The sequence below is a fragment of the Williamsoniiplasma luminosum genome (assembly GCF_002803985.1).
GTDB classification, from domain to species: Bacteria; Bacillota_I; Bacilli_A; order Mycoplasmatales; family Mycoplasmataceae; genus Williamsoniiplasma; species Williamsoniiplasma luminosum.
In genome coordinates, this window is sequence record NZ_CP024963.1 from 889,936 (window position 1) to 912,814 (window position 22,879).

The 22,879-nt window shown below is 31.1% G+C and carries 18 protein-coding genes and 1 pseudogene; 2 read left to right on the forward strand and 17 right to left on the reverse strand.

Annotation, left to right across the window (positions count from 1 at the left end; translation table 4 throughout):
- Positions 1 to 14 precede the first annotated feature (14 nt).
- Positions 15 to 1,010, reverse strand: a complete 996-nt coding sequence (oppC, locus tag ELUMI_RS03945) for an oligopeptide ABC transporter permease OppC (protein WP_025734612.1) — start codon at positions 1,008 to 1,010, stop codon at positions 15 to 17.
- A 15-nt stretch (positions 1,011 to 1,025) separates the two neighbouring features.
- Positions 1,026 to 2,366, reverse strand: a complete 1,341-nt coding sequence (gene oppB, locus ELUMI_RS03950) for an oligopeptide ABC transporter permease OppB (protein ID WP_051449474.1) — start codon at positions 2,364 to 2,366, stop codon at positions 1,026 to 1,028.
- A gap of 355 nt (positions 2,367 to 2,721) precedes the next feature.
- Between oppB and ELUMI_RS03955 the strand changes: the two genes are divergently transcribed.
- Positions 2,722 to 3,222 (forward strand): hypothetical protein, encoded by a 501-nt coding sequence (locus tag ELUMI_RS03955; RefSeq protein WP_025734610.1) that lies wholly within the window; start codon positions 2,722 to 2,724, stop codon positions 3,220 to 3,222.
- A 47-nt stretch (positions 3,223 to 3,269) separates the two neighbouring features.
- On the opposite strand, the gene ELUMI_RS03960 is transcribed toward ELUMI_RS03955, so the two are convergent.
- From ELUMI_RS03960 to ELUMI_RS03975, 4 genes are all read right to left on the reverse strand, one after another.
- Entirely contained in the window at positions 3,270 to 5,780 is a 2,511-nt protein-coding gene (locus ELUMI_RS03960) for a DNA translocase FtsK (RefSeq protein ID WP_025734609.1), read from the reverse strand.
- Between the two features lie 65 nt (positions 5,781 to 5,845).
- Positions 5,846 to 7,651, reverse strand: coding sequence for a ribonuclease J (locus tag ELUMI_RS03965; RefSeq protein WP_025734608.1), 1,806 nt, complete (start codon positions 7,649 to 7,651; stop codon positions 5,846 to 5,848).
- Between the two features lie 789 nt (positions 7,652 to 8,440).
- Positions 8,441 to 9,745, reverse strand: a complete 1,305-nt coding sequence (locus ELUMI_RS03970) for a thymidine phosphorylase (RefSeq protein WP_025734607.1) — start codon at positions 9,743 to 9,745, stop codon at positions 8,441 to 8,443.
- An 80-nt stretch (positions 9,746 to 9,825) separates the two neighbouring features.
- Positions 9,826 to 10,629 (reverse strand): diacylglycerol kinase catalytic domain-containing protein, encoded by an 804-nt coding sequence (locus ELUMI_RS03975; protein WP_025734606.1) that lies wholly within the window; start codon positions 10,627 to 10,629, stop codon positions 9,826 to 9,828.
- 88 nt (positions 10,630 to 10,717) lie between these two features.
- On the opposite strand from ELUMI_RS03975, the gene trpS reads away from it, so the two are divergent.
- Positions 10,718 to 11,725: a tryptophan--tRNA ligase gene (gene trpS, locus ELUMI_RS03980; protein WP_025734605.1), complete on the forward strand. Its 1,008-nt coding sequence runs from the start codon at positions 10,718 to 10,720 to the stop codon at positions 11,723 to 11,725.
- Between the two features lie 23 nt (positions 11,726 to 11,748).
- Here trpS and ELUMI_RS03985 read toward each other — a convergent pair whose 3' ends face one another.
- The 11 genes and pseudogenes from ELUMI_RS03985 to ELUMI_RS04035 all read right to left on the reverse strand — a co-directional run bounded on the left by ELUMI_RS03985 (position 11,749) and on the right by ELUMI_RS04035 (position 22,798).
- Positions 11,749 to 12,108, reverse strand: coding sequence for a hypothetical protein (locus ELUMI_RS03985; RefSeq protein ID WP_025734604.1), 360 nt, complete (start codon positions 12,106 to 12,108; stop codon positions 11,749 to 11,751).
- 69 nt (positions 12,109 to 12,177) lie between these two features.
- Positions 12,178 to 14,661 carry a PTS fructose transporter subunit IIABC gene (locus ELUMI_RS03990; RefSeq protein ID WP_025734603.1) on the reverse strand — a complete coding sequence of 828 codons (2,484 nt, stop codon included), beginning with the start codon at positions 14,659 to 14,661 and terminating at the stop codon, positions 12,178 to 12,180.
- Positions 14,662 to 14,968: 307 nt separating this feature from the next.
- Positions 14,969 to 15,844, reverse strand: coding sequence for a mediator of RNA polymerase II transcription subunit 4 (locus ELUMI_RS03995; protein ID WP_025734851.1), 876 nt, complete (start codon positions 15,842 to 15,844; stop codon positions 14,969 to 14,971).
- Positions 15,845 to 16,182: 338 nt separating this feature from the next.
- On the reverse strand, positions 16,183 to 17,139 hold the full coding sequence (locus tag ELUMI_RS04000; RefSeq protein ID WP_025734852.1) for a hypothetical protein: 957 nt from the start codon (positions 17,137 to 17,139) through the stop codon (positions 16,183 to 16,185).
- 877 nt (positions 17,140 to 18,016) lie between these two features.
- Positions 18,017 to 18,367 (reverse strand): annotated as a pseudogene (gene rplT, locus ELUMI_RS04655) (50S ribosomal protein L20); the annotation flags it as partial.
- 19 nt (positions 18,368 to 18,386) lie between these two features.
- On the reverse strand, positions 18,387 to 18,581 hold the full coding sequence (gene rpmI, locus ELUMI_RS04010) for a 50S ribosomal protein L35 (protein ID WP_025734854.1): 195 nt from the start codon (positions 18,579 to 18,581) through the stop codon (positions 18,387 to 18,389).
- A gap of 25 nt (positions 18,582 to 18,606) precedes the next feature.
- On the reverse strand, positions 18,607 to 19,158 hold the full coding sequence (infC, locus tag ELUMI_RS04015) for a translation initiation factor IF-3 (protein WP_025734855.1): 552 nt from the start codon (positions 19,156 to 19,158) through the stop codon (positions 18,607 to 18,609).
- A 206-nt stretch (positions 19,159 to 19,364) separates the two neighbouring features.
- On the reverse strand, positions 19,365 to 19,664 hold the full coding sequence (locus ELUMI_RS04020) for a PTS sugar transporter subunit IIB (protein WP_025734856.1): 300 nt from the start codon (positions 19,662 to 19,664) through the stop codon (positions 19,365 to 19,367).
- Between the two features lie 100 nt (positions 19,665 to 19,764).
- On the reverse strand, positions 19,765 to 20,469 hold the full coding sequence (locus ELUMI_RS04025; RefSeq protein ID WP_025734857.1) for a hypothetical protein: 705 nt from the start codon (positions 20,467 to 20,469) through the stop codon (positions 19,765 to 19,767).
- Positions 20,470 to 20,472: 3 nt separating this feature from the next.
- A complete protein-coding gene (locus ELUMI_RS04030; protein WP_025734858.1) occupies positions 20,473 to 20,679 on the reverse strand; it encodes a hypothetical protein in 207 nt (68 codons plus the stop codon).
- A 76-nt stretch (positions 20,680 to 20,755) separates the two neighbouring features.
- Positions 20,756 to 22,798 (reverse strand): PTS transporter subunit EIIC, encoded by a 2,043-nt coding sequence (locus ELUMI_RS04035; protein ID WP_025734821.1) that lies wholly within the window; start codon positions 22,796 to 22,798, stop codon positions 20,756 to 20,758.
- Positions 22,799 to 22,879 lie beyond the last annotated feature (81 nt).

Below are 22,879 nucleotides of genomic sequence, written 5' to 3' on the forward strand. Positions count from 1 at the left end.
ATGTTTCTCCTTTTCTAACGATGATTTTTTGGGTCTAGTGAATCAGCAAACACTTTAGCAACAACAAAGAAGATGATCGAAACGACTGTTGTTAAAACTAGTGGGATAACGACTAAGTGTGGGAAATCTTCTCATTTACTTCCAGACATGATTTCATTTAAAATTTTTCCTAATGATGTTGTTTTGTTTCCATCAGTAAAACCAAAATTTAAGAATGATAATGAGGCATCCATTGAGATTGCACCAGGAACTGCAAAAGTTCCTGCTTGAATAATTACTGGTAAAATTTTTGGCATAATATTTTTCCTAATAATTCTTCCAGAACTACTTCCCATCGAGATGGAAGCAGTATTATAGTCGGTATTTTTAACTAAAATAATTTGCACCCTAACTGTTGCAGCAATTCCAATCCAGGCTTGGATTGAAATCCCTAAAACTATCGGTCAATAACCAGTTCCACCAACGAAAATTACAAATAATAGAAGAATTAGCGATGGAACTAGCGTTAAAATGTTTGTTACTTGAATAAATAAAATATCACTTTTTCTAAAATAACCTCAAATTGATCCAAGGAAAATTCCAACTGATAATTGAATGATAGCGATTAAGAAAGCAAACATTAATGTGGTTCTCATTCCAGCTCACATCTTAAGTCACATATCTTCTCCTTGGACACCTAATCCAAATAGAAATTCTCATGTTGGAGCATATGGTTGCCCTGATGTGATAGGGGCCCCACCATAAGGATTTGGTTTAAATAATGGTGTTGCTTCTTTGCCTCAAGGTACAACAATTGATAGAATAATGAATGCAATTAAAATTGAAATTGCAATAATAAATGATGGTGATTTGACTAGTAATTTAAAAACTGATTTTCAATAACTATATGGTTTAGAGTTTAAAATTTCACTTTCAGAACTTTTAGCTCCAACCACTTGGAAAAGAGATGGATCAATTTTATTGATGTCAAAATCGTTATTCAAAGTTTTTGTATGGTCTTTTGTTTTCATAAAATTTCTCCTTTTCTAATTTTTAGTTAAAGTGACACGTGGGTCCATTCAAACCATTGATAAATCTGAAATCAATGACCCGAAGATACGCACAAATGCTGCAAATGATACATATCCTAAAATCATAAATGAATCTTTAGTTCCTGTGATGGCTTTCACCATAAATGATCCCATACCAGGAATTCCTCATTGTTGTTCTGTTAAAATTGACATTCCAAACAATGTGATTGCTAGTTCTAATGGTATGTCACGCAAGATTCTAATTCCTGCATTTCTGAAAATGTGAATGTAGTAAACACGAGATTCACTCATTCCTTTTGCATAGGCGAATTTAGTGTAGTCCGCTGTCATTTCGTCAATCACATAACGTCTTGTGAAGATGATGGTTGAAGGCATCATCATACACATTAATGCGATGGTTGGTCAAAACTTGGTTCAGAACGATCCAGAGTTAAACATTGCAGAATGCCCAAAGACTTTAATACTTACCAGATATATCCCGACAATGATAACTACAGCCGGGACTGCAATAAATAACATTGAAGTTCCGTTAATTACAGTGTCAGTTTTGCGACCTTTGCGTTTAGCTGCTTGAATTCCTAATGGCACTCCAATTAAATAACATAGAATTACAGCAACTGAACCAAAGGCTAATGAATAAGGAATTGCATTGGCAAATAATGTCATAATCTCTGTAGTTCCTGGTGTTCCAAGTGATTTAGAAGATACAACCCCTAAATAAATTCAAACAGTTTTAGTTTCTAAATTAAGTTCAGTAATTGGTCTTCCAATCGCATTTGCAACATCTGATGCTAAACCAGTGAATGTTAGAGGCAATTCTGAAGCATATACAGGATCTAATCCGTGAAAAGTAACAGTGGCTCCTGTAACAATGGTTTTAGGAATGAATGGGATGATGTTTTTTAAATAACTTAATAATCGTTCTAATGCGGTTCCATAAACTCCAAATAATTTCATTCTTTCTTCAAGGAAACGATTATATCTTTCACTACCAATTTTTCCTAAACCAAGTTTGTTTCAATTCTCAGGCATGTAACTATTAACATCGGTTACAGCATTAACGATTAAAAACAAAATAATGATCGCCATTAATAATGTGATAAGTCCGAATAAAATCCGTTTGGTTGAATACCCTATTAAAGGGTGAGCTCTTAAAAATTTATATATATTAGCATTTCAATCTTCATATTTATAATATAATTCACGGAGCTTTGACGATTTACCGTACATTAACTCATCTTCTAATGATAAGTGTGTTGAATAAATATTAAAATCATGTTCAGTTGCTTGAACCATTTTAAGTTCTTTGTTGTTGTTTTTTAAATCTTTTGGCATATTTTTACCCCTTTCCAATTTATTTAAATAAAAATGACATTTTATTTCTATATAGATAACATTAATAATTTTAAAAAACAAGAAATAAAATGTTTTTTTGCATACTGATCGAAAAAAAGCGAAAAAAAGCGAAAAAATAGAAATAATTCTCATTTTTTCCTTCAAAAATGGAATAAATATAATATAATTTAAACAATGTGCCTATCAGAAAATTAGGCAACAAGCTTTTAATCCATTATAAATGATGAATATTTGTTGTTCATGATGCAGAAAATTTATCGATCATAAATCGTTTTTAATTATAGATATAAGAAATAATATGTTTTATGATTAATCTATCGAAGGGGAAACAACAATGAAAAAAGATAACATACGTGCTTCACTGAAAAAATATCGTGCTTCACAAAAGCAAGTTCATGCCCAAGAAGTTGAAGAAATACTTCAAGACACATATGATGCTAGTGATCAGAATGCTAAAGTTTATTTTTATCGTCAAAATAAAAAACTTCGTTGATGGGGATGAGTGTTACCTTGGGTTTTTGCCCTCGTTGCAACTGGATTATCATTTTTAATTGGTTGACTACTTTATAATGATGTCAATTTAAATGGAATTAATGGTGGATGACATGGGGTTGGTTGAGTGAGTTTATCCTTTTTAATTGCTTTTGTTTTTGCTTATATGGTGCTAAGTTGATTCCGTAATCGTGCTGCTGCTAAATATTTTAATCACAAAGCCAGAAGGTATCAATATACTTTAACTGAGTGAGAAGCCAAAATTATTGTGTGGAAAAAAATTGTTTTTTTAACATGTTTACCTTTAATTTTAGTAACTGGTTTAACAATTGGTTTATTATAAAAAATACCTTGCAATCAAGGTATTTTTTAGTTCATGTTAGAAACTTATTATTTTTGTTGTTCAATAAATTGCACGATATTTTCAATTTCTTCATCAGATAGATATGCTCCTTGAGCACGTAATAAATCTGATGTTCCAGGTCGCATAAACAACATATCTCCACGACCAATTAATTTTTCAGCTCCTTGACTGTCTAAAATTGTTCTTGAGTCAGCCCCAGTTGTCACCGCAAAGGCGATACGAGCAGGGATATTGGCTTTAATTGTTCCAGTAATCACATCAACACTTGGGCGTTGAGTTGCTAGCACTAAATGAATTCCAGCAGCTCGGGCCATTTGGGCAATGCGCATAATTAATTCTTCAATAATTTTTTTATCATTATTTAAGAAAAGATCGGCTAATTCATCAATAATCACAACAATAAATGGAAGTTTATCATTGATTTTTTTGCGATTATAACTTTCGATATTGCGCACACTTTCATCTTGGAAAAGTTGATAACGGTGATCCATTTCTTCAACAATCATTTTTAATGATTCAATCGCGGCTTTAACATCATACACAACTGGTTGCAGCATATGTGGAATATTTGAATAAATTGATAATTCAATTTTTTTCGGATCGATCATTAAGAATTTAACTTCACTTGGGGTTGCTCGCATTAAAATCGAAATGATTAAAGAATTAATCATCACCGATTTTCCAGACCCAGTTGAACCAGCAATTAACAAGTGTGGTAATTTATTCAGATCAGCTACAACCGGATGACCCAAAACATTTTTACCTAATACCACATTTAATTTAGCTTCACTTGTTTTAGGAATTGTTTCCATAATTTCACGCAATGAAACCATCATTAATTTTGTATTTGGAATTTCAATTCCGACTAAATTTTTACCTTGAATTGGAGCTTCGATGCGAATGTTCTGAGTAGCTAGTGCTAATTTTAAGTCGTTTTCTAAACTTGTCATACTATTAACTTTGGTCCCTGGTTCTGGTTGAATTTCAAATTTAGTAACACTTGGACCAATAATCGTATTAATCACTCGAGCTTTGATTTTGAATTGGTTGAAAACCTCATTAATTGCTTGGGCTTTTGTCACTGCTGCTTGTTTATTTTCATAATCTTTGACCATGTCTTCAGAAATGATTCTTAATAAATCAATTGGGGGTAACTTATATTCATTTGAATCAACTACTTGTTTATCTTCATATAAATTATCAAAAAACAAAGTATCACTATCTTCAGATTCATCAACCATTTCAAAAGGAACATTCAACATTTCTGCTTGTTCAGAAATTTCAGGTTCTGAAATTTCAGATTTTTCTTCTTTCGGACCAAAAGGAGTTAAGTTGGCTTCTTGGGCAAACAATTTTCGTGCTTCATTTGGATCTAAGTTTCCATAATTTGATTCACCATCAAAATCGGGGGCAACAACTTCAATCACAGCAGATTCTGGAGTTGGCTTTTCTTGGGTTTTTCTTCGTGATTGAAAGACAAATGGTTTTTGATTATTTAGTTCTTTTTTAAAATCTTGAGCTTCTGAAATTGGTTCAATATTTGATAAATCTGAATCCGCATGTTTGTTCACATCGATTTTAGGATCTGTTTCGTTTAAGTTTAATTTAATTGTTTCTTCATCAAATGAAGGAAGTTTAATTGTTAAATCTGAATCCCCAATTTCAGAATTGTGCGAATCATCAAAAACATTTAATGTTTTCCACATTCCATGTTTTTGATCAGTGGTTTGAAGTTCATTTTTTGGGTTTGGATTATGTTTAGATTTTAATGATAGAACTCGTAATGCACGCCCTTTTCTTTTGGCTTTTGGTTTGAAAAGGAAGAAAGGATCACCTGTAAAAATTCAAACCAAATCAATAAATAAAATGAATGTGGCAAGAATAAATGCACCAGGAATTGATAAATAAGAAAAACATCCAGCCAACAATGTCCCAATTACTCCACCACCATTGTATAAATTAGCATACCCATTAGATGAGATGAAGAAATCCATTTTTGTTGCAAATCCATATGTTGGACCGAAAATTGAATCAACTTTTCATTGTTCTCAATAAATTTGAAATAATTTAGAAAGAGAATCTTTATCCCAAAGCTTATCAATTGTTAAATTTTTCCCAATCACAAGGTGTTGATCATAAATTGCAGTCATTAAAGCAAGTGAGACATATAAACATAAAATTAAAGCGGTTAAGGCGATCATAAAAATAAAACGTTTTTTAAATTTGAAACGAATTCCCGAATAAATTGAAATGTCAATGACGATCAAAATTAGATACATTGGAAATTTGAACCAACCAAAAATTAAGTTAAAAATTACATCATCAAAAAATTGACCGATGACAGTAATTCTGCCTAAAGAAACGAAAGTAAAAAAGAATAGAAGTAATCCTGTTACAATTCAAGCGATTGAATCTTTTTTATGTTTCTTTTTATGTTTTTGAAAAGCGACTGTTCTGTCATCATTAAAATTATGACTAGCAATAATTTCAGGATCGGGCTTTTCTTGTTTAGTTTTTTTTGATTGATTTTGGTTCATTTCTCTCCTAATGTTTTACATCTTTAATTTTACAATATTTAGTTTAAAAAAAGAAAACTAGAATTCTAGTTTTCCTTATTATCATCTTTTTTTGAATGATTATTGTTGCGTAAATTTGTTTTGGTTGTGTTTCGAGGTTTATAATTTTTGAAATTGTTAATGTTTCTCGAAGCTCTAACATGCGGAACATATTCTTTTTCATCAATTTCATTGATGATTACAAGCGCCATTGGTTGTTTACCAGATTCTTGTTTAATTGTTGAACGAATTTTGCTCACCATCTCTTTTTTCAATTCAGCGATATCATAAGCTTTGGGATTTTCTTTAAATTGCTCTTGACCTTTGATGATGATGTTTTCAATTGCTTTTTGCAATAGGTTGAAAATGACACCATCATCTTTAATGTAGATCACTCCACGAATTTGAATATCAAGTAAAGAGATAAGTTCTTTATTTCTGGCGTCTAAAGTCGCACCAACAATAATCACTCCGTCAGTTGCTAATTGTTTACGTTCGTTTAGAACGACATTCCCAATATCGGCAATTTCAAATCCATTGACATAAACATCATTAGTTTTTTTGATGCTTTCTTCAGAAATTGCTAAGTGATTTTTCGATAAAATTAAAATTTCTCCATTATCAATAATTCCCACATTTTGGCTTTCCACCCCAGCATCAATTGCTGCTTGTTCGGCTCTCAAAAAGTCTTTGTATAAAGATTTGATTGGAACAAAATATTTAGGTTTCATAATTGAAGTCATCACTTTAATATCTTCATATGATGCATGCATCGATCAAATATTTTTATCTGATAAAGCGACAACACGAGCATCAGTTCGAGCTAGTTCATCTAAAATTTGAGCATGTCTTTTTTCAATCCCAGGGGCTGGTGGAGTGGCGATAATAATTAAATCTTTTTCTCCAAATTCGACAACGTTGTCATTACCATTGGCGATTTTGGCTAGTTTTGAATATAAAACATCCCCATTTCCAGCAATAATTAAAACGCCGTTTTCACTTTTCATGTATTCTTCATTGCTAATTAAATCTTCGGGTTTAATACAAAACTTATCACAAATTAAGTTAGATTCTAAAACCGCTTTCATCGTGTCTCCATAAACAGCAATTTTTCTACCATTTTCTTTGGCAACAGTCACGATTTCACCTAATTTAAAAATATCTTCTTCAAACAGTCCAACTGCAATTTTAGTTTTCTTTTCCTTAAACGGGGCTGAAATATAATTGGTAATTGTATGATTCGGTACAGTGAAACCACTTCTTGATGCTGTTTCAGCATCAGAAATTAAGGCCAAAACACCAGCTTCACCAATGTTTGATAGATGACGAAAATCTGTTGAAAAGTATGATTGTTCTTGACCATCAATGATGTAATCTCCAGCATAAACAACAATTCCTTTATCTGTGTGGAAAGCGTATCCAAATGATTGCGGAGTTGAACTTGTGGTTCTAAACACTTCAACTTTAACGTTTCCAAATTTTAAAATTTGTTTATCCTGAATTATATTTAAATTTTGTTCGATGTTTTTTAATCTGCTTCTTTGAGCTTTAATTTTTAAAACATGACTTGTAATTTCATTACAATAAATTGGTAAATTGATTTCTTTACATAAATAAACAACCGATCCCATATTATAAGCTGAACAATTTGAAAGAAAGAGTCCTTTGATTCTTTCTTTATTTTCTCTTAAAAATTCAAAATTCGGAATCACAACATCAACTCCGAAAATTCCTTTTTCAGGAAATTTAATTCCAGCGTCAAGAATGAATAAATCATTATCAACTTCTAGAATGTATAAATTTTTCCCTCTTTCGTCTTGCCCTCCAAGGGCAAAAAATCTAATATCTGACATAGTAAAAATTCCTTCTTTCTTAGGTTTGAAACTATTGAATGCTTATTATTTCAAGTAGTTTAAAGTAAATCAAATCGCGCTCAACGTTAGATTTGTATGTATCCATTATAAATTAAAAAACAGGAAAATTTCAAAATTTTAGCAAGCGATAAAATTTTTTAATAGATTAAATAAAAATGGAAAATATGGTTACTTAATTTGTAACAATATTTATCCATTTTTGGTTTAGTTAATGGGTCTTTTAATATTAAACATTTGCAATTAACATTTATTAAAATCAAATATTTACTAACAATTTTTGAATTCAATTTTATTAATTATTTCATTTTTAAAAAAATTAGCCCTCTTTCGAGGGCACGGCCGCTGTTACAAACGTAATGGGCATAGATGAGGGAACACACTGAAGAGGATCGCGAATCTTTAGTGCTTTGCTAAATGACTTTTCAAAAAGCTTCTCTTAAATATATTAGCAAAAAATTGCAAAAAACAATCTTTTTACATGAAAAAAATATTAAACATCTCAAATTAACATTTGTCAGAATAGACTGTTGATTCACAATTTTTGAATTCAATTTTATTAATTATTTCATTTTTAAAAAAATTAGCCCTCTTTCGAGGGCGCGGCCGCTGTTACAAACGTAATGGGCATAGATGAGGGAACACATTAAAGAAGATCGCGATTCTTATTTAATGTTCTGCAAAAAGATTTTATTCAAATGCTCCTCATAGATATGTTAGCAAAAAAAATGCAAAAACACACCATTTTGCAATGGTGTGTGTCACAATCTTTTATTCAATAATTTCTTTAATTGTTTTTTCTTCAAAAGGTTGAGAAACAATGTCAAATGAAGTTTTTGCCATTTCATTTCAACTTGCATTCGGTTCTTTGTTTGATAATAAAGTCATTACAACATCACCTTTTTGCACTTTTTCATCAGATACTTTATTTAAGTAAATTCCAGCAGCATGATCCAAGTGATCTTCTTTAACTTTGCGGCCAGCTCCTAATTCGATTGCTAAAAATCCTAATTGTTGCGCATCGATAAATTTCATATATCCATCTTTTTCAGCTTTAATTTCAATATGATTTTTTGTGGCAAAATTTTTGTCATAATCTTCCATCACACTTCAGTCTCCACCTTGAGCTTTGATCATATCAACTAAGTAGTGAGCAGCTTCTCCAGTTTTTAATTTTTGCATCACTGATTTTTTAGCTTCTTCTAAGTTTTTAAAGATTCCAGCTTTAACCAAAGTGATTCCAACAGCTGTTGCTGAAATATCAATAATATCTTCAGGACCATTACCATGTAATGTTTCTCATGCTTCTTTGATTTCAAGAGCATTTCCAATCATTCTTCCTAACGGTTTGTCCATATCAGTGATCAAGGCAACGACTTGGCGATTGTGAGCTTTTCCAATATCAACCATTGCACGAGATAATTCAACAGCTGTTGGAATATCTTTCATGAATGCTCCAGATCCAACTTTCACATCCAGAACAATTGAATCAGCATCAATGACTAATTTTTTAGACATGATTGATGCTGCGATTAATGGAATTGAATCAACCATTTCCACAACATCTCTTAAAGCATAAATTTTCTTATCAGCTGGGGCAATGTTGGCACTTGAACCGATAATACTTAATCCTGTTTTTTCAACAACTTGAATAAATTCTTTTTCAGTAAGTTCAGAATTTCATCCTGGGATTGATTCTAATTTATCAATAGTTCCTCCAGTTTGTCCTAAAGCACGTCCAGATAATTTAGCAACTTTGATCCCATATGATGCAACTAATGGTGAAAATATAAATGAAATTTTATCTCCAATTCCTCCAGTTGAATGTTTGTCTGCTTTTCAACCTTTAATTGCACTTAAATCATAAGTTTTTCCCGAATCAACATAAACACTAGTTAAATCAGCAGTTTCTTGGGCGCTCATCCCTTTAAAGTAAATTGTTGCTAGAAATGCTGCCATTTGATAATCGGTCACTTCACCAGTTAAAAAAGCATTAACAATTCATTTAATCTCTTCTTTTGAAAGCTCTTTACCTTCTTTTTTGTGGGTAATAATATTTTTGAATGAATAATTCATTTTTTCTCCTTTTTATTCTATTATCTCATTAACATAAAAGAAAAAAATTTAGAATTTTTCTAAATTTTTTAAAATTATCTCTATTTTTCTTTAATTTCATTATTTAAAACAAAAATATCATTTAAGATTTTTGTTTTACTAGTACGATTTTTTGATAAGGCCATAATTTTAATTTTTTTATCACTTAATCGCACTTCAATTTTAGGATCAGTTAATTGGTGATCGGCTGTATCAACAGCCACAACTACATTTTGATAATCTTTTAAAAACAAAGTGATCACTTGTTGATTATCAAAAATGACAGGGGCATTTAAAGTTCTAAATTTATTGGTTGAAACTGGAAATAATTCAATCATTTCAAAGAGATTAGTATTTGGAAAAATGATTGAACCATATGCTGATCTAGCAAATCCAGTCGATCCAGATGGAGTAGCAAAAACCATTCCAGTGCCTCTAAACGTTTCTAATAATTCATCATTTATATAGATATCCATTTTGGTTGGTCTGGTATTATTCACAATTTTAACTTCATTGATTGAATATCATTCTTCTTGATTATTCGTAATTTTCAATAAACTGTATTCAACTCATTTTTGATTTTTTTCAATTCCAATTGATAAAATATCTCTAAAATCTTCAACCGAATTATGATTAGTATAAAAACCAATCCCCCCAAATTTAATCGGAATAAAAATAATTTTATCTAAAATATTGGCAAATTTATGCACAGCACTTAAAAAAGTTCCATCTCCACCAATCACAAACACATAATCAGGATTAACATCATCTTGAATTGGGTTAGGTTGGGATGCGATGATCTCTAAAATTTCTTTTTCAATTTCTTTAGATTCTTGGTAACGATTGGTTAAGATTGAATATTTCATTTGGACCTCAAAAACACTAGTTTTATTATACAATAAATAAAAATGATTATTTAAATGGTTTAAAATATAAAAAGAAATGGGAGTTAAGATGAAAGAAAAAATGATTACAGGAATCACACCAAGTGGAGAAATGACTTTAGGAAATTATTTAGGGGCAATTAAACGTGCTGTTGAATTTCAGGATGAATATGAATTATATGTTTTTATTGCAAACTTACATGCGATCACAATTCCTCAAGATAAGGAAATTTTAAGAAAAAACACCAAAGAAATTGCTGCTCTATATTTTGCTTGTGGTTTAGATCCACAAAAAAGCACGGTCTTTTTGCAATCTGATGTTTTAGAACATGCTCAACTTGGGTGAATTTTGAATACTCAATCTTCAATTGGGGAATTATCAAGAATGACTCAATTTAAAGATAAATCAAGTAAAACTAAAGCCCAATCAAAAGATTATATTCCAGCTGGTTTATTTACTTATCCAACTTTAATGGCAGCAGACATTTTAATGTATGATGCCAAATTTGTCCCTGTTGGAATTGATCAAAAACAACATGTGGAATTAACAAGAGATTTAGCGATTAGAGTTAATAATAAATATGGCACTGTCTTTCAAATTCCAGAACCTTTAATTAGTAAAGATAAAATTAAAATTATGGATTTACAAGATCCAACCAAAAAAATGAGTAAATCTTCAACTAATCAAAAAGCCATTATTTATATGTTGGATGAACCAAAAGTGATTGAAGCAAAAATTAAAGCAGCCATTACTGATAGTGAAAATTTAATTAAATACGATCCCAAAAATAAACCTGGAGTTGCGAATTTGATGACTATTTATACAACATTGAAAAAGATCACCATCAAAGAAGCTGAAAAACATTGACAAGGAAAAAATTACAAAGATTTAAAAGACGATGTGGCCGCTGCTCTAATCGAAACTTTAGCACCAATTCAACAACGTTACAAGCAATTATATAACTCTTCAGAAGTTGAACAATGATTAAAAGACGCCGCCATCAAAGCTCAATATGAAGCAAGAAAAAAATTAAACAAAGTTCAAAATGCTTTAGGTTTAAATTACAATCGCAAATAACAAAAAATAAGCAATTTGATTGCTTATTTTTTCTTTTTTCAAAACTCTTCATCAAATTGTCATAGCATTTTGTGGGTTTTTTTCAAGTTTCTAGTATTATTTTTTTTAGTTATTAACTTCACACAAACCAAATGAATTGCCACTAAATTGGTTGGTTCTAAATCAAATTTTTTAGCATTAATCATATCGATGGTTCATGCTAATTTATTATTAACATTTTTGTCATTGGCAAACATTTTTCTTTCCATATGAACTTTGCAAACATAGCATAAGCGAAAATGATTAGCTGGTTTATTAATTAATTTAGGAGCGTGATCTCACGCTTGTTCTAAATCATTATTATCAAAAATTACTTCATTTTTTAGTTCATCAAATCTGGCCATATAGTTCCTACTTATAAATAATAACATGCTCCAAATAAAAAACCAGTTGCCTGGTTTTTCATATTAATATTAAGCAACAATTTGTTGGTTGTATCGGTCAACAAATTCTTGGTGATATTTAGCTCTAACAGCTAATTTATTTTCACGTTGTTGTTCTTTGATATCTGATAATTTATCTAATTTTTCTTTGTTATTTTTAATATCTTTGATTGTTGATTTTTCAGCTTTACTATTTTCATTAATTTTTCCAAACTCTAATTTCATATCATTTTTATGATTTTTGATCGCGGTTTTTTCGTTTGTTTCAATTTCTTTCATAATCGCTTTATTCTTTAAAACTACAGTTTTAAAGTTTTCTTTGATTTCAACAATTTGGGCTTTTAAACTTTCAATTTTAGCAGTTGATTTAACATCATTGCCTGTTTCTTTTTTAGCAAGTTTATCAGCATGTTTGATATTATTAATTTCAGCTTTAATTTCTTCAATTTTATCATTTTTATCATTTCTTAAAACAGTGATATGAATGTTATGCGCTTCACGAACTGATTTTTCAGCCCCTGATTCTAATTTCATTCATAATCCATAACTCAGAACAGTTACAGTCACTCCGATTGCAACAGCCATGAAGTATCACAATGTGTCTAATCCATAAGGCACAGCCCCTAGAATCGCAACAATTGGTCCACCATGAGCAGCAGCATCAGTAATTAAGAATGCTCCAGCAATTCCTCCAGCAACAGCTGAACCCAACACGTTACATACAATTGCACGTCTTGGATCACGAATTGCAAACGGAATTGCACCTTCTGAAATTCCGATCATTCCCATGATAATGGCCGCAATTCCTAATCCTTTTTCATCCTTGTTGTAATAACGAGGGAAAACTAATGTTGAGATACCCATGGCAAGTGGGGCAACTGGAATTCCAGCAGCCATTGCTCCCATTGGTTGTTGAATTCCAGCAGTAATTAAGGCTGAAGAGGTAACGAAGGCAATTTTATTGATTGGTCCACCCATATCAAATCCAGCCATCGCTCCAAGTACGATTCCAAGTCCTAATCCAAGTCCTAATCCAATAGTTCCTGATTGATACGCTTCTTTAATGGCGTTTGAGAATTTTTCCATTACAAATCCAATTGGTCCACCAATTACATAAATAAAGATTAATGAGATTCCAATTCCGGCAGTTAGTGGAATGAAGAAAATTGGCATTGCTGGACGAATTGATTTTGGTACATTTCAAGTGTTAACTCATCTTACAAAGTAACCAACTAGTAGTCCAGCAATAATTGCTCCAATAAATCCAGTTGGAGTTTGAACAGCATCCATTCCTGGTAATGGCATGAATTTACCTGCATCGTTTCCAATAAAGGCACCAACCATCGCTGGGGCAATTGCAGCACGACCAGCAATTGAATTAGCAATAAATCCGGCAAGAATTGGAATCATTAATGCAAAAGCAACTCCTCCAATTTTATCTAAAACAGCTAATGGTCCTCAAGGGTAAAAAATATTTGGGTCTTGAATTAGTTTTCCATCAGGACCAGGGATCATTGGTCCAGCAGTTCCAGCACTTGGTCCTCAAATTGCTTTTGCAAGCCCGATTGAGAATGCTAAACAGATTCCTCCTAAAACAATAATTGGAATCATGTATGAAATTCCGGCAAGAATATGTTGTAAAACACCAACTTTAGCTTTCACTTTGGCCATACTATTTTTGTTATCAAATGAACCTTTATTTGCTTCAATCACATAACCTTTGGCAATGGCGTTGTTCACGACAGCTTGCGGGTTTTTAATTGCATCAGAAACTTTTGTTTGGTAAAACTTTTTACCAACAAAACGTTCTTTATCAATATCTACATCAGTGGCAAAAATTACAAGATCAGCCGCATCAATTTCTTTTTGCGTTAATTGTGTCCCGATTCCTTTTGAACCTTGGGTTTCAATACGAATGTTGTATCCCATTTTAGGAACTTCTGATAACATTCTTTCTTCTGCCATGTAAGTGTGGGCAATCCCCACAACACATGCAGTAATTCCAACAATGTTTAAACTTTCAGTTTTTGGTGGTGCAACATCATGTTTCACTTCTTCTTTTTTAATTTCGAAAGCTTTTAAAATTTGGGTTGGAGTTTTGGCTGATTTCATCAGTTTTTTAAACTCTTCATTCATCAGTTTTAAAGCCACATCACTTAAAATTGCTAAATGTTCATCACCAGATGGTCCATCTGGAATTAACAAGGCAATTGCAATTTTGGTTGGTTTGTCATCCATTGATTTTCAATCAATTGCTTTTTTGAATCTTAAAACAAGAATCGCTGCTTTTTTGATTTGAGCAATACGAGCATGAGGGATAGCAAAACCATCTTCAAACCCTGTCGATCCTTCTTGTTCACGTTTTTCAAAACCTTCGATTAAAAACTTTTTATCTTTTACAAGAATCAATTTCAAAGCAGCAGCTTGATCAGCAAGAAATTTAAATGCTTCAGTCTGGTTTTTAACATCAATATCAAGAAAGACAAAATTTTTATTCAATATATTTGAATTCATTTTTTTTCCTATCTATTTTTCAAAGTTTATTTGTATAATTCTCACTCTCTAACAAAAATATTTCCACTATAAGTTTCACAAAAAAAAAAAAAAAATCAATTGTATTCCCAAATAAGAAGTTATTTGTCTAGAAAACTCGAGTGAAGCACAAAATATAAAAAATAAAATTACAAATTTTTACAAAAGTTTGTGGTTTTGATTGATTAAAAATGATAAATAATCACAGCTCAAGATTTTTATTTTTAAGATCAAAAAAACCAAATAAATGTTCTTTATTTGGTGATTGTATTTTTAAAAATAAGAGATGTTATTTTGAAGTTGTGTTGATTAAAACTGTCAGTTTTTTCATGTATTTGATCAATTCTTTTTTAGTCATTTTACGTAAATTAACATGGAAAAGTTTATTGTTTTTATCAATGGCTGCACGCATTTGGTTAGCATGTTTTTGTAATTTTGAACGTCGTTCTTTGATTCTTTTTGAACCATCTCGTTTTTGTCTTGATTTTCGATTGCGTTCTTTTTTCAAAGCAGCATCTTTTTGTTGTTGTTCTAATAATTTTTCTGCTTCTTCATATTCTTTTAAAATGTCTGCATATTTAATTTGAAGCTGTTCAGCATATGCCAACGAAACTTCTTTTGAAGGTTTTACCTTTTTCATTTTTTTAGCAGATTTTTCAATTTCAACATTTGCTTCAACTTGTTGAATCTCTAATTGATTTGATGGATTTTCTTGATTTGAATTATTAATTTTTGAAGTCATGTTGACTGGAGTATTGATGATAACTTGAATTTTATTTTGTTCTTGTTTTGCAAATAAAGAGAAAATTATTGAAAGAAGTGCAAAGCCCATCGCAACTGTTGAAACGATAAGAATGAAATAGTTAGCAACCATATTGAACACAAGACTTGTCGGGGTGATAAGTGTTGTTCCGTTGTATCAAAAGAGTTCAACTACGTGTCAAGGTTTTCCATTGATTGCATCTATTCAATAAAAATTAAACCCTGAATTTAGCGATCAACTTCCTTCTTGAAAGGGCGAAAATACTTCTTTGATTCCTCAATTTGCATCAGCAATTTTTATCGATGTTTGAATATTGATAAGCTTAATCCCAATACCAAACATCAGCATCGCTAGACTAATACTAAAAAATGTTCAAAAAAGTATTTTCGTTGCTTTTTGCATCTGTTTTTTCTCCCTTAGATAATAGAAATATTTGGTTCTATTTGTATAATCTTATTTTACCAAATAAAAAAACAATAAAAGTGTATTTATACCCCATTTTTGATTAAAAAAATACATTTTTATAGTCAATTAAGAGGACTTTTTTTATTTTTAGTAAAACCAACCTTTTTTTGTTTTGTTTTTATATGGCTTTTTTTGAAAGGGAGCAATTATCTTTCTGGATTAAAAAATATAATTAGTCTTTTATTTTTGGATATAAAAAAGAACATCTTTTAAGCAAATTTTTTAAAGAATGAATCTTTAAAAAATTTGATTTGAAATGTTCTATATTAAATTTATTAGATAATATTTGCAACTTGTCTCATGTATTTGATTAACTCTTTTTTAGTCATATCACGTAAATTTACACTGAACAGTTTGTGTTTTTCATCAATTAATGAACGCATTTTATTAGCATGTTTTTGTAATTCGCTTCGTGGTTCTGCAATTGCATCAGATCCATCTAATTTGGCTCTTTCTTGAGTTGACATTTGTTGTTTTTTAGCAACTGAATCAGCAAGTAATTTGATGATTTTTTGTCTTTCTTCTTCTTGAGCAGCATTTTTTAAAGCATCTTCATATTTTTTACGTTCCAGTTTTTCAGCTTCTTCTTGTTTTTTAAGCGCTTCAGCATATTTGGCTTCAAGTTTTGCTAAATAGTCTTGTGAATTATTCTCATCAACTTTTTTAGGTTCAACTGGGGCAACTGGGGCAACTGGAATTGGTTCAGCAATTACAGCTTTGACTGGTTTAACCTCAACTGGGGCTGGTTTTTCAATTTTGATTTGAGGTTGTGTGTTTTCTTGAACATTAGCATCTTGTGTTGGAGCTGCATTTGGTAAAGTGTTCACGATCACTTGAACTTGATTAGGATTAATCCCTTGTTTTTTTGAAAAGATAAAGAAGATTAATGATAATAGTGCAATACCCATTGCAACTGTTGAAACGATAAGAATTGCATAGTTAGCAACCATATCAAACACTAGGTTTGTTGGGCTAAGAGCAGTTCCATTGTATCAGTGAATATCTTTTACTTGTCAATAATCGCTTCCTTGTTGAATTCATTCATAATTAAACCCCACATTTAACGATCAATTTTTTTCTTTGAATGGTGAAAACATCTCACTTATTTTTCACCCTTCGTCCACTATTGGGGATGTTTGAATATTCAATCATTTGATACCAATACCAACTAACAAAGCAGCTATACTAATACCAAAAAATGTTCAAAAGAATATTTTCATTGTTTTTCTCATTTGTAATTTCCTTTCTGAGACAATGGAAATGTTTGATCACATCCATTTAATTTTATTCTACCAAATAAAAAATAAAAAAAATTGTGTTATGTAAGCAAAATGAAATATCTAAATTATTTTTTTTCAAGAAAGGCATATTTTTATCCTTAATCAATCATATTTTTATCCTGATTATGTTTTGGACAAAATATCTATTTTTCATTGTTAAGATCATGTAATTCTAAAATTGATGAAGATCACAGTTTTGATAATGTGAAAAATTTTGATCATTAGCGTTTTTGATCACTTAATTAATCAAATTTGAACATAAAAAAAGAACATTTTTTAATGTTCAAATTTTTTATTTTTTAACAACGTTTGCAACTTGTCTCATGTATTTGATTAATTCTTTTTTAGTCATATCACGTAAGTTTGCATCTTTGATTGTTTTATGATCATCACTAACTAATGAACGCATTTTGTTAGCATGTTTTTGTAATTCACTTCTTGCTTCTTTGATTGAATCAGATCCATCTAATTTAGCTCTTTCTTCAGTTGACATTTGTGCTTTTTGAGCTTTTGCCGCTTCACGAGCTTTGATTAGTTTTTCTTTTTCAGCTGCTTCAGTTGCTAATGCTAATGCTTTTTCATGAGCTTCACGTTCTAGTTTTTCAGCTTCTTCATGTGCTTTTAATTCAGCTGCATATTTAGCTTCCATTTCAGCTAAATAATCATGTGAATCAACTTCTGTTTTTTCAACAGTTTCAATTTTTGGTTGTTCAGTTTTTGGTTTTTCAACTTTTTCAACTTTTTCAATTTTTGGTTGTTCTGTTTTTTCAACTTTTTTAGCACTTGCTAATTCAACTGGTTTAGCAGTTGATTTAGTTGTTGGTTGCCCTAAACTAGTTTGTGCTAAATGAACAATTTTTTCAAATTCATTTGGATTTGAAATTGCTAATTCAGATAACATTTTACGGTTAACATCAATGTTTGCTTTTTTTAATCCATTCATAAATCTTGAGTATGATAAACCAAATGGTCTAACTGCTGCATTAATACGAGTGATTCACAATTGACGGAAATCACGTTTCTTTTGTTTACGCCCAATATATGCGTAAGCCATTGAACGAACTACTTGTTCATGTGCTTTTTTGTATGATGATTTCTTTGTTCCATAATACCCTTTAGCACGTTTAATTCAACGCTTTCTTCTTGCTCTGGTTACTTTACCAAATTTAACTCTTGCCATATTTTCTTACCATCCCCTCTTAATTTTGTAATAATCCTTTTAAACGTTTTTCATCAGTTTTATCAACAAATGCTGATTTTCCTAATTGACGTTTTTGTTTAGTTGTTTTTCCTAAAGCTAAGTGTGAACAATAAGCGTGGCCTCTTTTTAATTTACCACTACCTGTTTTTTTAACACGTTTAGCTAAAGCTTTTTTTGTTTTCATTTTTGGCATAATTTATTTCTCCTTTTTTTGTTCTCTAATTTTTCTTTGGCACAACATACATATCTAAGAAACGAGATGTTAGTTTTGCTTCTTTATCAATTTTTGCAATATCTTCGATTTTGGTAAAAAAGCGATCTAAAGTTGCTTGACCTAAATCTTGATAAGTGATTTCTCTTCCTTTGAATTTTAAAGAAATTTTTACTCTGTCTCCATCCAACAAGAATTCTCTTGCTTTACGAGCTTTTGTATCTAAATCATGTTCTCCAATATTCACTGTTAAACGAATTTCACGATTTTCAGTTTTGACTTGGTTTTTCTTCGCAATCTTAGTTTTCTTTTGCAATTCGTATTTATATTTTCCATAATTTAAAATTTTAGCAATCGCTACTCCATTTGGTTGTAAACCAACTTGAACTAAATCTAAACCTTTTTGTTCAGCTAATTCAATCGCTGCTCTTTTTGGTAAGATTCCATATTTATTGCCATCTTCATCAATGACAAAAATTTCTCTTGCGCGAATAAAACCATTGATTGGATCTTGGTTGTTGTTTCTTGGTTGTCTTGGATTTTTTTGTTTTTCGTCCATTCTTTCTCCTAATAATATAAAAAGTGTGCCATTAAATTAGAAAGCACACTTTATCTGTTTTTGATAAATATATTCAACCACTTCATATAAACATTCATGGTGAGCATTGTGCTTCTTTTTTAACTTTATTATTATATATGTTATTTTCTCAAAAATACATATAAATTAAAAACAAATGCAAAAAGCATTTGTTTTAAAAAACGAATCTATTTATGTTCAACAAGGTTTCTAACTTCATTAGTCACATGTTCAACATCTCCACCAATGACGATTTGAAGCGCTGAGTCTCCCAATCTTACTAACCCAAATGTTCCAGCTGCTTTAATTTTAGCGTCATCCACACTTTTGTTATCTTTTAAAGTTAAACGTAATCTTGAAGCACAGTTATCAATTGTAATAAAATTGTCTTTCCCAATTGCATCAACAATTGCTTGTGCTTTAATTAAACTTTTGTTTACTTTAACTTTAGGTTCTTTATCTTTATCTTTTCTAGAAAATAATCCCATTTTTGTTTCCTCTTTTTATGTTTTGTTTTGTAATATATTGTTAAACTTTATTTTTATTACATTTTATATATTAACACTTTTAGTTAATTTGGGTAAATAATTAAGTAAATTTTTGAATATCAGACAGATTATATTGTTCCCGAGCTTTATTTCTTTGTAAATTGTTACCCTCAATAAATTTAACTAATTCTTTTTCTTTAGTTTCAATCTTTTTGATTAAATCATTTTCCTTTTGTTTGGACATAATTTTACGATTATCTAATTGATATTTTAGATCACGCAATTCATCTTCGATTTTGAATTGTTTTAAAACTAAACTACGACGAAATTGTTTGTGTTCATCGGTTCATTGGTTTGGTTTGATTTCAGTCAGATCAACAAAATAATCCACATCAATGTGATGACATCCTAAATGATGATAACCTTGTTCAATGGCTTGTTTCATGGTCATAATTTTATCGTCATCTTCTAAAGATAAAACTTTGTTTTCGAAGGGACGACACAATTGACAAGCATCTTCTAATTCTTGAACATAAACTGTGCGTTGTAAACGCATCGCTTGTTTTTTACCAAATCAATTGTAAATCCCAAAAAAAGCAGAATGGGCGTTTTTAGATGGTGGTTGTAATTGTTTGGTTTCAGTTTTTTTCTGTTTTCTATCATCAATTTTGGTTTTTATTTTCGATCAAGGAATAAAAACCAACGCAATTAAAACCACAGCAATGAAAATTAAAATACTTCATCAAGGTAAATTTTCAACCCCAGTTCCGTTGTTGGTAACTTCAACTAATAAATTATGGTGCATAAATTATTCATTATGATCATTTAAATGATCATAATACTCCTTAATATCTTTGATTAAAACTGCTTGTTTGCGTTCACAAACACTGCACTTTCCTGATATTTGATCAGTCAGTTCAAGATCATTAAAATCTTGGGGAAAATCAAATTTTCTTTGTTCTCAACATTGTTTGCAAAACATATAAACTGATGATCAATTTTGGTTACTTTTCATACTGGGTTTTCCTTTGTATCATAATCAATTATAAAATAAAAATACAAAAACCACCATTAATGGTGGTTGATTATTATTAAGAATTAATTTTTAATGCTGTATTTTTCATGTACACAATAAGTTCTTTTTTAGTCATATTACGTAGATTTGCATCTTTTAATTTAATTCCTTGTTTTTTTGCTTCGGCACGAAGTGATGAAGCGTGTTTTTGTAACTCGCTTCTTGCTTCTGTGATTTCAGCTGATCCATCAACTTTAGCACGTTCTATAACTTCTAGTTTTGCATGTGCTTCTTCATCAACGATTTTTTTAGTTGACAATTTAGCATCATATTTTTTAACTAAATCATTTGTTAAATCTTTTACTTCAGTTTTTGGTTGTTTTGGTTTTACAACTTTTGGTTTTACAACTTTATCAGTTTTTGGTTTTACAACTTTTGGTTGTTCAACTTTTGGTTTTGCAACTTTTTTGGCAACAACAACTTTTTCAGTTTTTGCTTGTTCCACTTTTGGTTTGGCAACCACAACTTTATCAGTTTTTGGTGCAACCACAACTTTTGGTTGAACTGGTTCAATATTTGCATTTTGAACCAAAGTTGCAACTGTAACTTTGGTTTCGGTTTTTGATTCTGCATTTTTAACTTCAACATTAGCCGCCAAACTTGGTGGAACATCATGTTCACGACCTGGGGTTTGAATATCTAGTTTTGTAATTAAAGTGTAGAAAACAATAAAGTAAACTCCACCAGCAGCAGCTGTTAATGCTAATGTTCATAATGGGTTAGAAGTTACTCCTAAAGCTCCAGTTTTACTTGCAGCAAATCCTCAAGATTGGGCAAATGAGACAATGTAGTCAATTAATCCCGCCGAGAATCCGAATCCGACCTCAATTCCCATTCCGGTTGATGCCGCGACAAATAATCCTGTCAAGACTGCATGAATTCCTAGCAAGATTGGTGAGATAAACACAAATGAGAACTCAATTGGTTCAGTGATTCCAGAAACGATTGAAACAAGTGCAACACCACCTAAGAATCCTGAGACTTTTTTACGGTTTTCCTTTTTAGCTGCAAAAATCATGGCCACAGCAATCATCGGAATTCCACCCATCATGATTGGGAAGAATCCTGATTGGAAGAATCCTGATCCTTGAATTCCTTTTGTAAATGCAGAAATATCTCCATTTGCTCAAATTGTCTGACTTCCGATGTGTCCAGTAATTGGGTCAATGACTGGACCTCCAATTGGTAATTGGAATCAGAAGAATGTATTTAAAATTTGGTGTAAACCAAATGGTAATAATAAACGATTCAACATCGCATAAACTGCAGTTCCAGGAACTGCCACAGCTGGGTTATTCGGGTTTGCCACTGCTTGTCCAAATAACATTAAGACATATTGAATTCATGGTCAAACAATTGCAAATGAGAACGCCACTGGGATTGCAACAACAGTTGCAATCATTGGGACGAATCTTCTTCCTGAGAAGAATCCTAGTGCTTCAGGTAATTTAACATTTTGGAAGCGATTGTATAAGTATGCAGAAAAACATCCAGCCACAATCCCTCCTAAAACACCGACATTTAAAACATACGATCCTCCAACAACCGTCTTGCCGTCACCGGCAAAGTTTTTGACATAGAACAGTGATGATAAGAACCCTGATTGGGCTTGACCTTCAACTGTTTTATGTCATTCAAATGTTAGAACATTTTTATACATCATTTCAGGTAGTCCGTGTTCAGCATTCATCACAGCAATGATGAAATAAAAGACGGCAGAAACTAAGGCGACTTCACCTCGATGATCTTTGGCTAAACCAAAAGCAATTCCGATGGCAAATAATAACGGTAAGTTATCAAATGCAACACTACCTGGTTTTTGAATGATAAACGAAATTCAATAACCAACATCGTTGGTAATCACACCATTTGCATCAGTTGTGAAAGTCACACCCAAAGCACCGAACCGATTTAAGATCGCAGCGAATGGCAATAATGCAACGGGAAATTGCAAGGCTTTACCTAGTTCTTGTAAGAGCATTAAGAAACTAGCTTTTTGATTGGGACTATTTGGAGTACCAAATGTAGTTTCTTTTTTCTTTTTAATTGATAAGAACATTTAATTTTCCTTTCTTGTAGCGTAATCTTTCATACACTACCTTCATTATATAAAATTAATAAAATTATTTTTCCAATATTC